The organism is Sorangium sp. So ce363 (genome assembly GCF_051520435.1).
GTDB classification, from domain to species: Bacteria; Myxococcota_A; Polyangia; order Polyangiales; family Polyangiaceae; genus Sorangium; species Sorangium cellulosum_B.
In genome coordinates this window covers 10,399,480-10,412,837 of record NZ_CP150333.1, presented here as the reverse complement: position 1 = coordinate 10,412,837, position 13,358 = coordinate 10,399,480, and the positions used below count along the sequence as shown (strand labels likewise).

At 70.3% G+C, this 13,358-nt stretch carries 4 protein-coding genes; all 4 read left to right on the top strand.

What is annotated here, in order from left to right:
- Positions 1–4: 4 nt before the first annotated feature.
- Positions 5–892 carry an ABC transporter ATP-binding protein gene (locus tag WMF12_RS39080; protein WP_437853396.1) on the top strand — a complete coding sequence of 296 codons (888 nt, stop codon included), beginning with the start codon at positions 5–7 and terminating at the stop codon, positions 890–892.
- A complete protein-coding gene (locus tag WMF12_RS39075) occupies positions 889–4,284 on the top strand; it encodes an ABC transporter permease (RefSeq protein WP_437853395.1) in 3,396 nt (1,131 codons plus the stop codon). Before WMF12_RS39080 ends, WMF12_RS39075 begins: the two co-directional genes overlap by 4 nt.
- Before the next feature lie 924 nt (positions 4,285–5,208).
- Positions 5,209–6,594: a salicylate synthase gene (locus tag WMF12_RS39070; RefSeq protein ID WP_437853393.1), complete on the top strand. Its 1,386-nt coding sequence runs from the start codon at positions 5,209–5,211 to the stop codon at positions 6,592–6,594.
- 73 nt (positions 6,595–6,667) lie between these two features.
- On the top strand, positions 6,668–13,273 hold the full coding sequence (locus WMF12_RS39065; protein WP_437853391.1) for an amino acid adenylation domain-containing protein: 6,606 nt from the start codon (positions 6,668–6,670) through the stop codon (positions 13,271–13,273).
- Positions 13,274–13,358 lie beyond the last annotated feature (85 nt).

Here is a 13,358-nt window from a genome sequence, read left to right as displayed (position 1 = left end):
TCCCATGTCCAACTCGAACGGGCTGATCGTGAAGGGGTTGACGAAGACGTACGCCAACGGCGTTCGAGCGCTGAACGGCGTCCACTTGAACGTCGGACCGGGGCTCTACGGGCTCCTCGGTCCAAACGGCGCGGGCAAGAGCACGCTGATGCGCACCCTCGCCACGCTCCAGACGCCGGACGCGGGGACGATCACGTTCAACGGGATCGACGTCATTGCGTCTCCTGACCGCCTCCGCCGCCGCCTCGGGTACCTTCCGCAGCAGATCGGCGCGTACCCGGGGGTGACCGGGCGGTCTCTGCTCGAGCGGTTCGCCTGGCTGAAGGGGCGCACGGACCGGCGCGAGCGCGACGCGGAGATCTCGACGCTGCTCGCGCGCGTCAACCTGAGCGACGTCGGCCACCGCGAGGTCGCGACGTACTCCGGGGGCATGCTGCGGCGGTTCGGCATCGCGCTCGCGCTCGTGGGATCTCCGCAGCTCCTCATCGTGGACGAGCCGACCGCCGGCCTCGATCCGGCCGAGCGCAACCACTTTCATCGCGTGCTCGCGGAGGTCGCCGCGGAGGCCGTCGTGTTGCTCTCGACGCACATCGTGGACGACGTGGAGAACCTCTGCGGGAGGCTGTCGATCGTCAACCGGGGGCGCGTGGTCGCCGAGGGAGCGCCGGCCGAGCTGACCGCGCCGCTCGCGGGCCGCCTGTGGACCCGGACGTACGCGCGGGGCGAGTCGATCCCCGACGACGCGCTGAACGTCTCGCCCACGCCGAGCGGCACCCGCGCCGTCGTGGTGCGCGACGTGTCGCCCGGCGACGGCTTCGTCGCTCACGCACCCAAGCTCGACGACGCCTATCATTACCTGCTGGCCGAATCGCGACAGGCGGAGGCCGCATGAGCTCCGCGCGCACTTACATCGTCGAGGCGTGGCACGAGCTGCGGGCGGGGCTGCGTACCTCGCTCGTCCCGCTCATGTTTATCGGCCTCATCGGCTATCTGTTCATCATGCTCTCGAGCGCGGAGTACCTGCGCGACATGGGCGGGGCAGACGTCGCGCGCAACAGCCCGCATGTGGTCTTCCTGATGACCTCCGGGCAGTCGTTCTGGCTCATCTTCGCGTGGGCGTGGATCTTCGCGCAGGTCGTCACGCGGGATCGGGCGGCGGGGCTCCACGAGCTGGTGCTCTCCGCGCCCGTGTCGCTTCGCGGGCTGATGATCTCGCGCTACATCGGCGCGGTCGGCCTCGCTTGCATCCTGGGCTCGGCGAGCTCGCTCGGTTTTCTGCTCTTCCCCGGGCTCGCCGCGCTCGGGGTGTTCCCGAAAGAGGCGGTCGGGCCCACGCCGATCCTGGCGATCGCGTCGTCGTGGGCGCTCTTCGTGGTGCCGTCGGCCATCGGCCTCGGGGCGCTCTACCTCACCGCGGCGCTCCGGACCCGGAGCACGGCCGGGCCGTTCGCCGTGGCGGCGGTGGTCATCTTGATCTGGATGGTGGCCATGATCGTCCTGCGGGGCGGCAACCTGCACACCGACATCGCGACCGTGGTCGACGTGAGCGGCTTCGGGGAGGCGGAGGCGCAGACGAAGCGCTGGACGCCGCACGAAAAGGCGACGGCGCAGCTGGCCGTGACCGCGCCGCTCCTCGTCAATCGGCTCCTCTGGAGCCTGGTCCCCCTCGCCATCCTGGCGTTCGCGCTCGTGCGGCTCGGGCGCGAGGCGCTCGTGCTCGGGCGGGCCGGCAAGCCGTCGCCGAACGGCGAGGCGACCTTTCGTGCCGCCGCGCCCGCCGCCGCGGCGCTGCCGCCGGTCACGACGCCGTCCTGGCTCCGCGCGACGCTGTCCGAGGCTCGCTGGCACCTCTCGCTGACGACCCGAGGGTGGGCGTTCCGTACCGCGGTCGCGCTCTGGACCCTCATGAACGTGGCAGGGGCGTTCTACCATGTGATCGGGCACGCCGAGGGGCCGCTGGTCCCACGGCCTGCGCTGCTCGCGCCGTTCCTCATCCGCCTTTGTTACGTGTTCTCCGTGTTCGCCGTGGCGGGGTTCGTGGGGGCGCTCGCTCGTCGAGATCAGCAATCCGGGTTCGACGAGATGATCGACGCGACGCTGGCGCCGCTTGGCACACGCGTGGTTGGCCGCGCCGTCGCCGCCCTCCTGTTGACGACGGTCATGGCCCTGGCGCCGACGCTCTCGGCGTGGATCGTGACAGGTCTCACCCTACCTTCGAGCTTCGAGCCGTGGGATGCGCTGCTCGTGAACGCGCTTGTCGCCGCGCCTGCCTTGCTGGAGCTCGGCGCGATCACGTTCCTCGTCCACGCGCTCGTGCGTTCGCCCGGTACGGGGTACGCCGCATCGATGCTGGCAGCGTTCATCGCGCTCGTGAATCACGAGATCGACATCGTCTCTTATCCGCCCGCGCAGGTAGGGATCCCGGTGCATGTTGCCCTCTCCGAGCTCTCGGGGTGGTCGCCGTGGATCGTGCCGGTGCTCGAGATGGGTGTCCTGAAGCTGGGCTGCGTCGGCCTCGCCGTGGCCCTGGCGTGGCTCGCCTACCCACGCGGCACCGCCCTGAGGATGATCGAACGATGGCGCGGGGCAGCGCGGCAGCTGACCCAGGGCGCGGGAGCCCTGGCGGCCCTCAGCCTCTTTGCGATCGCTTGCTCAGCGACGCTCTTGCACGAGCAGATCGTTGTGCAGGGCGGCTTCGCATCGAAGAGCGAGGAGAACGCCGCCGACGCGGCCTGGGAAGCGCGTTTCTGGCCGGAAGCGTCGGTGTTCTCCGTGGAGGGCGGCGAGGTCGAGGCGAAGATCGCGCCGTCCGCGCGCACCGCCCACGTCCGCTGGACGCTGCGGGGAGTACGGGCCAGCGCGGCGAAGCTGCACGGGAGCCTGCGCACCGGGATGGACATCGACAGCGTCCAGGTCGACGGCTCCCCGCGTGAGGTCGTCACGGCGAACGAGCACTTCATGGTCGACCTGGGCAGCTGCGCGCAGAGCGGGTGCGACGTCGAGCTCGAGATCACGATCGCGTCGCCCCGCTGGTTCGCCGAGGGGGAGGCGCCGTGGCTGGACGGCTCCGGCGTGTGGGCGCGCGCGGCCGATCTCGTCCCGCGGCTCGGGCACGACGGAGAGCGAGCGCTGCGATCTCCGTCCACACGTCGCGAGCTGGGGCTCGCGGAGCGCCCCGGCGCGCTCGACAGGAATGCGCTGGTACCCGCCCTCGCCGTGGCGCCGGCGGGCCTTTGGCGCTGGTCGGTGTCGTTCTCCGAGCAAGGCGTGAGCACGCCTGTCGAGGGGAGCACGACACAAGGCCTCGACTTCGCCGTGGCGTGGCTGCCCAGGGGTGCGGAGCCGAGACAGCTGCGGCAGGAGGGCCTCACGGCGTGGCATGGCCCGTCCCGCTCCGGTACGGCGCGTGAGGTCCTGGAGGACGTCCAGACGATGGGCAAGTGTGTTCACGCGCGGCTCGGGGCCGTCCCGGAGGTGACGACGGTCGTGCAGGCGCCGCGCGACCTCGGCGAGATCCGGGCGCACGGCGCGGTCCTGTGGCTGCCGGAAGGGGACGGCTGGGACGTGGCCGCGTCCGGCGCCGGACGCCTGAAACGACGGGCCGCGGTGGCCGAGGCGCTCGCCGCGCGATCGCTCGCGGACCGCGCCGATCTGCGCGCGGAGCCGGGGGCGCGGTGGCTCATCAACGGCGTCGCGGGGTGGATCGGGCTCGAATGCGTGCGGTCGTCCGATGGCGGTGATGCGTGGCTCGCGCTGCTGGATCGCCGCAGCGATGACGTCGCGGATGCGCTCGGCGCCCTCGACGCGCCCGTGTCGGGTCTGGCCGATGACGGCGCGGCCAGCTGGGTCATGGCGTACGCTCCGCTGGAGACCCTCGCATGGGCGCAGGCCATCGGAGACGCCGAGGCGTTGCACGCAGCGACGCGGGTCGCCGACATGGTGCGCTCTGGAGAACCGGTCCGAGGCGCGCTCGCGCGAGCAGCAGGCCCGATCATGGCCGACCGCCTCCTGGGTCCCCCTTCGGCCTCGGATGTGACGGTCGCGATCGCCGACGGCGGCGCGCTGGAGGTTCGTGGCGAGCGCTCGCGGTGGGAGGGGGGCGGCTGGCGGCCCGTCTCCAGCTCGTTCGAGATCGTTCAACGCTTCCACGACGAGGAGACGCCGGCGCGCGTGACCCGCGTGCCGGCAAGATTGGAGAGCGATGCCCAGTTCGTCGTCTTCGACGCGTGGCCCTCATTCGAACGCTCGCCGCGGGACAACGCGTGGAAGGCAGGCCCCCATTGATGGCGCGAGCCCTCGCCGCGCCTGCACATCCTCGGGCGTCACGAGGATGAGGGCTGTGCAACGAACATGTTTCGCTGCGGCATGGAGGACCCGTTGGCTGCGCTGGTGAGCGCTGAGTAGGGCGGCGCCTGACGAGCGCATCATCGACTCATTTCGTTAGACTTTCGATTGTGATCTGAGAGATCGAATTCCTCCAGATCCGCTCAAATTCAGCGCGGAGGCGCCTCCGGGGAGCGATCGTGTCCGCCGCACGAAATCGCCGTCCGCCCGGCTTGACGCTGATGCAATTAGTATGTATATGCATTTAGTAAGCATATTCAAGATGTAGGCGACTCAGCGTCGTGCCTATCGGCGCTCGCGAGGCCACGCTCCACGGGCATGGCGTCGCGAGCCGGGAGGGGTACATTGCGATAGCTGTCCATGACAGGTCGGCGTGAGCTCCGACCCGCAGATCGCGGGGGCGGGCGCTGCCGTATTGTCATGTCGTGACGAGAATCTCGTCTGGATGGGGTGCGACCGCATAGGCCTGCGAACCCTCGCAGGGCCTGCGGGTCGATGCTGGAAGGCGCGCGAAGAGGAACGCTTCGACCATCTGCCGCTCGGTCGACGTGTTTACCGTGACGCCTGTTCCCGATTCGAAGGCTCGCCACCCGAGCACGAAGCGGGGGCGCGGCCGTGGCTCGCGCCTGGAACACTGCCCGTAGCGAGCGGGACGTGGGCTGAAGAGCTCACGTGCTCCTCCTGCGACTGACGTCTCGGTTGCGGCCTCTCGTACCAGAGGTGACCTATGTTGCAAAAGCAACTTTTATGTAAAAACAACAGAAGCGATGCGGAGCGACAGGGTGGATGTGCCATCTTTCGCTCCCCTCGAAGAAATCGAGGCGCAGGCAGCCCGGGACGGCATCACTCACGTGCGGGGCGAGCATGAACATCTCTCATCAACGGCACTACTTCGAGCGCCGCGTCTCGATCGGCGCAGACCCCATCGACCTCGCGGCGGCGCTCGCCAGGTCGGGCTCGCACGCGACGTACTTCGTGTACGAGCGCGACGGCGAATGGAGCGTCGCCCTCGGCGCGGCCTTCGAGCTCACTGCAGACGTACACGGCGTGCACCGCATCGACGCGACAGGAAAGCAGAGCTGTCCCGGCGGGGACTGCCTCGCCGCGGTCGAGGCGGCGCTCGCGTCGATCCCGCTCCGTGGCTGGCGCGCGTACGGCACGGCTTCGTTCGAGTTCGCGTACCTGCTGCACGGCATCGAGGCGAACCTCGGCACAGAGCCCCTGCTTCACCTGACCATCCCAGAGGTCGAGATCCGCCTCCAGCGCGGCACGGCGCTGGTTCGAGCGCTGACCTCGGACGAGCTCGAGAGGATGGTGGACGTCCTCGCCTCCTCGAACCGGCGCCATGCGCGCGGGATGAGCGACGTCGCCGGTCTCCCCCCCGTCCCGTCGGAGGTGCTCCCCGCGAGGCTGCTCGAGACGACCGGCGCAGCGAAGTACAAGGAGCTGGTGGCCGCGGCGACGAACGAGATCGCGGCGCGCAAGCTCCACAAGGTCATCGCGTCGCGCGTCGTCCCGGTCGCCGCGCCCGTCGATCTCATCGCGACGTACGTCGCCGGGCGGCGACAGAACACCCCGGCCCGATCGTTCGTCGTCAACTGCCGCGGCCTGAAGTTCGCCGGGTTCAGCCCGGAGACCGTGCTCGAGGTGACCGCCGGAGGGCAGGTGATGACGCAGCCGCTGGCCGGGACCCGGGCGCTCGTCTCGGACGACAATGAAAACGCGCGCTTGCGGGCCGAGCTGCTCAGCAATTCGAAGGAGCTGGCGGAGCACGCGATGTCCGTGAAGCTGGCGTTCGAGGAGCTCAGCCGCGTCTGCAAGCAGGGGAGCGTGACCGTGAACGAGTTCATGGCGATATCCCGCCGCGGCACCGTTCAGCACCTCGCCTCACGGCTCTCGGGCATGCTCGAGACGGGCAACACGGCCTGGACGGCGTTCCAGGTGCTGTTCCCCGCCATCACCGCGTCGGGGATCCCCAAGAGGGAGGCGGTCGACTGGATCCGGAGGCACGAAGCGGAGAGCCGGGGCCTCTACTCGGGCGCGGTCCTGACGCTGGACCACGACGGCGCGATGGATGCGGCGCTCGTGCTGCGGACGATCTTCCAGCGGGGGAGCAGCGTCTGGCTGCGCGCGGGCGCCGGGATCGTCGCGGAGTCGACGCCCGAGCGAGAGCTGGAGGAGACCTGCGAGAAGCTCCAGAGCGTGGCGCGCCACCTGGTGCGGTCGGAGTTCGCCAGCGAGCCGGTGTGACGCAGGGGACATGGTGTTCCGGACTTGAGCTTGCCTTCTCACGAGTCAGCCAATGCACGAACAGACACAGCGAATGCACGACGAAGTCGCCTCTTCGGATCTGAGGGAGACGGTCGCGAGCGTGCTCGGCGTGGTGGCCGAGACCGTCGGTGAAGACAGCAACCTGATCGAGCTCGGGATGGACTCGATCACGATGATGCGCCTCGCCGGCAGGTGGCGGCGGCAAGGCATCGAGGTCGACTTCGCCGAGCTCGCGGCGAACCCGCGGGTGTCGGCCTGGAAGGCGCTGATAGGAGAGCGAAGCTGTACCAAGGGCGAACGCGACGAGCGTTCGCCCGCCGCGGCCACCATCGACGAGGCGGCGCCCTTCGAGCTCGCGCTGATGCAGCACGCGTACTGGGTCGGCCGCGAGCAAGGCCAGCAGCTGGGCGGCGTCGCCGCGCATTTCTACAACGAGTTCGATGGCGAGCGGGTCGACCCCGCGCGGCTGGAATCTGCCGTACGGGAGCTGCTCGGGCGGCACGGCATGCTGCGCGTGAAGATCCTGAGCGATGGCCGCCAGCAGATCCTGCCCGACAGCCGCGGGCGTGGGCTGAAAGTCCACGATCTGCGTGCCCTGTCGGCCGAGGCGGCGCAAGAGGCGCTCGCCGAGCTGCGCCGGACGCTGTCGCATCGGACGCTGGATCTGGCTGCCGGCGAGGTGTTCGATATCCAAATCTCGCTCCTGCCGGACGCGATCCGCGCGGGCGGCACGCGCCTGCATGTGAACCTGGACATGGTGGCCGCCGACGCGCTCAGCCTGCGGGTGCTGCTGGCCGACCTGGCGCACCTCTATGCCGGCTCGCAGCCGCTGCCTCCGATCAACACGAGCTATCCGCGCTACCTGGCGGAACGCGAGGCCAGCCGCGCGAGCGTCAAGGGCCAGCGGTCGCGGAACGCCGACCGAGCGTACTGGCAAGCTCGCTTGAACGACCTTCCCGCCGCGCCGGAGCTGCCCGCCGCTCCCTACCACGTGAACGTGGGCGCCACGACGGTGGTGCGGCGCCATCGCTGGCTCGCTCCGGAGCAGGTGCGCGCCTTCGCGTCTCTGGCGGCGCGCCACGGCCTCACGCCGGCCATGGCGATGGCAGCGGTCTTCGCCGAGACGCTGACCGCCTGGAGCGCGGAGCCGCGGTTCTTGATGAACCTGCCGATGTTCGACCGAGAGCCCTTGCACCCGGACGTCGGGATGCTGGTGGGCGACTTCACCTCCTCGGTGCTCCTGGCCTGGGACGGCGCGGCCCCCGGCACCTTCGCTGAACGCGCGCAGCGCCTGCAGGCCCAGTTCCATGCGGACGCGGAGCACGTGGGGTATTCGGGCGTCGAGGTGCTGCGCGACCTGTCCCGGCAGCGAGGCGAGCAGGTGCTGGCCCCTGTCGTGTACACGAGCGCGCTCGGCCTGGGCGAGCTGTTTCCGGAGGTGGTGAAGCAGCGCTTCGGGAGGGCGTCCTGGATCATCTCCCAGGGGCCGCAGGTGTGGCTGGACGCGCAGGTCACGGAGCTCGACGGCGGCCTGCTGGTCAACCTGGATGCTCGTGAAGATGCGTTTGCGCCGGGCGTGCTGGACGCGATGTTCGACGCGCACGGCCGCCTGCTGGAGCGCCTGCTGGCGTACGAGGAAGCCTGGCGGCAGCCTGTGCCAGCGCTGCTCCCGGGAGAGCAGCTGAAGGTGCGCGTCGCCGCGAACGCCACCAGGACAGCAGTCTCGGGCAAGCGCCTGCACGACGGCTTCTTCGAGCTCGCGAAGCGACAGCCGGAGGCGCCTGCTCTCCTCTGGGGCGAAGGCGGCAGGATCTCGTACGGGGAGCTCCGGCAGCGCGCGCTGCGCGTGGCGGGCTACCTGCGGGAGCACGGCGTGAGCGCAGGTGACGTGGTGGCGATCCAGCTGCCCAAGGGGCCGAGCCAGATCGTCGCCGTGCTGGGCGTGCTGGCCGCCGGCGCCACGTACCTTCCGATCAGCGTGGATCAACCCGCGCTGCGCCGTCAGCGCATCCTCGACGCTGCCGGCGCCGCCCTCGTGCTCGATGACGTCCCGGAGTGGCAGGCGCCGCTGGTGGAGCCGCTGGCCGGCGCGGACTCGGATCTCGCCTACATCCTGTTCACCTCCGGTTCGACGGGCGAGCCGAAAGGCGTGGAGATCACGCACGCCGCGGCGATGAACACCATCGATGATCTGAACCAGCGCCTTTCGCTGGGCGCGACCGACCGGACGCTCGCGCTGTCCGCGCTCGAGTTCGATCTGTCGGTGTACGACATCTTCGCGCCGCTGTCGGCCGGCGGCGCCGTGGTCTGCGTCGAGGAGTGGGCGCGTCGCGACGCGGGGGTCTGGGTCGAGCTGCTGCGCAGCCATCGCGTGACCGTCCTCAACTGCGTGCCGGCCCTGCTCGATATCACGCTCGCCGCGGCCGGCGACGGTCCCGCTCCGCTGGCGCTCCGCGCGGTGCTCCTGGGCGGCGACTGGGTCACCCTCGATCTGCCGGGCCGCCTTGCGCAGCGCGCTCCGCGCTGCCGCTTCATCGCGCTGGGCGGCACCACGGAGACCGCGATCCACTCCACGATCTGCGAGGTCACCGAGGTGCCTCCGCACTGGAAGTCGGTGCCGTATGGCAAGCCCCTCGGCAACGTGCAGCTGCGCGTCGTCGATCCTCTGGGGCGCGACTGTCCGGACTTCGTCCCGGGCGAGCTGTGGATCGGCGGCGCCGGCGTGGCCCGCGGCTATCGTGGCGACCGAGAGAAAACGGCGAACAAGTTTCTCCAGGCGGACGGGACGCGCTGGTACCGCACCGGCGACCGCGCGCGTTACTGGGCCGACGGCAGCGTGGAGTTCCTCGGGCGCGCCGACTTCCAGGTGAAGCTGCGCGGGCACCGCATCGAGCTCGGCGAGATCGAGGCCGCGGTCGGAGGTTATCCCGGCGTCAGCCAGGCCGTCGCGGTGCTGGGTGAACGTGGGCTCTATGTGGCCATCACCTCGGAGGATCCGAGGATCGATGTGCCTGAGGCAGGCGAGATCATCGATCTGCGGCAACCGCCGCCGGAGCTCGCGGATCTGCGCGAGTTCCTGGTGAACCGCCTCCCCGCCGTGATGGTGCCGGACCACCTGTGGCGCTGCAGGAGCTTGCCGCTCACGCCCAACGGCAAGATCGATCGCAACGCCTTGCAGCGAGCGGTGAACACCATGGCCCTTCAGGCCAAGGCGACCGTGACCGCGCCGGTCGGCGAGGTGGAACGCCGGGTCGCCGGGGTCTGGGCCGAGCTGCTCAAGGTGCCGGAGGTGGGCCGCGAGGACAACTTCTTCTCCGCGGGCGGCGACTCCCTCCTGGCGACACGCCTGGTGCGCCGGCTGCGCGAGGTCGGACTCGACGGCGTCAAGCTGGCCGATCTGTTCGCCCGTCCGACGCTGGCCGAGTTCGCTGCCACGTTGTCGCTCGGCGCGGGCGCTCCGGCGCTGCCGGCCCTGGTCGCCGATCCGGAGAACCGCCACCAGCCCTTCCCGCCGACCGAGGTGCAGCGGGCCTACTGGCTGGGTCGAGACGAGAGCTTCACGCTCGGGGGCGTCGCCTGCCAGTTCTACCGCGAGTACGACGTCGTCGATCTCGACGTGTCGCGCCTGGAGGCGGCCGTCAACGTCCTGGTGCGGCGGCACGAGATGCTGCGCGCCGTCTTCGATGAGCAGGGCCAGCAACGCATCCTCGCGGACGTGCCGCGGTTCACGATAGAGGTCGTCGACGCCGGCGAGGACCCGGCTCAGGCGTACGAGGCGCTGCGGCGCGACTGCTCACACTGGGTCTTCGATCCGACCCGCTGGCCGCTGTTCGGCATGCGGGCGGTGCGGTCGGGCGACAGGACGCGCCTCGGCATCAGCCTCGACAACCTCATCCTCGACGCGCTCAGCATCCTCACCTTCTACTCGGAGCTCACCGCGCTCTACGAGGCTCCCGACGCTGCTTTGCCGCCGGTCGGGCTGTCCTTCCGCGACTACGTGCTGACGTGCACGCCGGGATCGGAGGCGCTCGCCGCCGCGCGGGCGTACTGGGCGAAGAAGCTGCCAGAGCTGCCGCCCGCGCCGCAGCTGCCGCTCGCCAGAGACCCGGCCGAGGTGGGGCGCCCGCGCTTCACGCGCCACGAGGGCAGCGTCGACGCGAGCCGATGGCGCCGCATCGTCGAGCGCGCAGGCGAGCACGGCATCACGCCGTCCACGGTCCTGCTCACGGCGTTCGCCGAGGTGCTCAGCCGCTGGTGCAGCCGCCCCGACCTCACGCTCAACCTGACGCTCTTCGATCGCCGCGAGGTGCATCCCGACATCCACGCGGTCATGGGCGATTTCACGTCGCTCACGTTGGTCGGATACCGGCCTGCCGCCGGCGAGAGCTGGGTGACGCGAGCCCGGCGCGTCCAGCAGGAGCTGGGCGACGCGCTCGACCATCGCGACGTCTCGAGCATCTCGCTCGTTCGCGAGCTGGGAAGGCTGAGCGGCGCGCCCAGCCTGACCATGCCGGTGGTGTTCACGAGCGCCCTCGGCGTCCCCGGAGGCACCGCTGCGCCGGCCAGCGGCCCCTTCAGGAAGCAGGTGTGGGGCCTGACGCAGACCCCGCAGGTCTGGCTCGACCATCAGGTGATAGAGGCCGAGGGCGGCATCGCCCTGAACTGGGACGTGGTCGAGGACCTGTTCCCGGCAGGCCTGATCGCCACGATGTTCGACGCGTACCTGCGCGAGCTGAGCTGGCTGAGCAGCTCCGAATGGCACCTGCCCGCGCCCGATCTCCTGCCCGAGCCGCAGCGGCGCGTGCGCGCGCTCGTCAACGCGACCGCCGGAGAGAGCCCACGGCGGAGCCTGCACCGCGCGTTCTTCGACCTGGCGCGCGAGCAGCCGCAGCGGATCGCATTGCGCTGGGGCGAGGCCGAGGTGATGAGCTACGGCGAGCTCGCGTCGCGCGCGCTGCGCCTCTCGGCCGCGCTGGCCGAGCAAGGCGTGGCGACAGGCGATGTCGTCGCCGTGAACCTGCCCAAGGGGCCCGATCAGATCGCCGCGGTGCTGGGCGTGCTGGCGGCCGGAGCCGCCTACCTGCCGGTCGGGGTGGATCAACCCGATGCGCGCCGCGACAGGATGCTGGGCCAGGCAGGGGTGCGGGTCGTCGTCACCGGCCCGGAGCCGAGGTGCTGGCCGGACGGCGTTCGTCCGTGCGTGTTCGGACAGGCGATGGCGTCCGCGCCCGCGCCGAGCCCGGCGGCGATCGACGCAGAGCAGCTGGCTTACATCATCTTCACCTCCGGATCGACCGGCGAGCCGAAGGGCGTTGAAATCACCCATCGCGCCGCGCTGAACACGGTGCTGGACATCAATCAACGCTTCGGCGTCGGCCCGGAAGACCGCGTCCTGGCCGTGTCTGCGCTGGATTTCGATCTGTCCGTCTACGATATCTTCGGTCTGCTGTCCGCCGGCGGCTCGCTGGTCTTGATCGAGGAGGAATCGCGGCGCGATGCGAGGCGCTGGCACGAGCTGGTGTGTCGGCATGAGGTGACGATCTGGAACAGCGTTCCGACCTTGCTCGACATGCTGCTCATCGTCGGCAGCGAGGCGGAGCCGCCGGGCGCCATCCGCCTGGCGCTCGTCTCGGGCGACTGGATCAGGACGGATCTGCCCGGGCGGCTCGCCGCGCAGCGGCCGGGATGTCGGTTCATCGCGCTCGGCGGCGCCACCGAGGCCTCGATCTGGTCCAACTTCTTCGAGGTGGATGGGGTCCAGCCGTCGTGGCGTTCGATCCCCTATGGCTATCCCTTGCGCAACCAGCTCTTCCGCGTGGTGGACGCGCATGGCCGCGACTGTCCGGACTGGGTGCCGGGCGAGCTGTGGATCGGCGGTCTCGGGGTGGCGCGCGGTTACTGCGCCGCGCCGGATCTGACGGCTCGCAAGTTCGTCGGAGACGGCGCGCGGTGGTATCGCACCGGCGACGTCGGGCGTTACTGGCCCGACGGCGCGCTGGAGTTCCTCGGCCGCACCGACACTCAGGTCAAGATCCGCGGGCATCGCATCGAGCTCGGCGAGGTGGAAGCCGCTCTGCGGTCGCACCCCGGCGTGCGGGATGCGGTGGCCGTGGCGGCCTCCGGGCGCCTCGCCGCCGCCGTGGTCCCCGCTGCCGCGGAGGAAGCGCGAGGCGCGGCGGTCGACGGCCTGAATGGCCACCGCCCGGACGCTGCCGCGGAGCTCAGCGCGGAGCAGCTGCGCGACCATGTCACCATGAGCCTGCCGATTCACATGGTGCCAGAGAGGATCGTGGTGCTGGCCCAGCTGCCGCTCAGCGCGAACGGCAAGGTCAACCATGCCGAGATCGTCAGGCTGATCTCGGCGGAAGCCGAGCCCGACGCCCGGGAGGTCGAGCCCCCGCAGGGCGAATGGGAGCATGCCGTCGCGGCGCTCTGGAGCGAGCTCCTGGCCGTCGCCAGCGTCGGCCGCCATCAGAGCTTCTTCCAGCTGGGCGGCGACAGCCTCCTCGCGACGCGCTTCATCGAGGCCGTGAATCAGCGCCACGCCATCATGTTGCCTTTGAGGCGCCTGTTCAACGGACCGACGCTGCGCGAGGTCGCAGCGGCGCTCGCCGCCGAGCACGAGGCCCGCCAGGAGATCGAGGAGGGCGTGCTCTAGCGGCGTCCGCCGCGGTGGCGTGCCGGAGCCGGCGCGCGGGAGAGCGCTTCGCCGGTGAGTTCATCGTCTGATGTGACGCTTGTCG

Coding starts and splice junctions, on each gene's coding strand:
- WMF12_RS39065 (WP_437853391.1), top strand. CDS start 6,668: ATGCACGACGAAGTCGCCTCTTCGGATCTGAGGGAGACGGTCGCGAGC.
- WMF12_RS39080 (WP_437853396.1), top strand. CDS start 5: ATGTCCAACTCGAACGGGCTGATCGTGAAGGGGTTGACGAAGACGTAC.
- WMF12_RS39070 (WP_437853393.1), top strand. CDS start 5,209: ATGAACATCTCTCATCAACGGCACTACTTCGAGCGCCGCGTCTCGATC.
- WMF12_RS39075 (WP_437853395.1), top strand. CDS start 889: ATGAGCTCCGCGCGCACTTACATCGTCGAGGCGTGGCACGAGCTGCGG.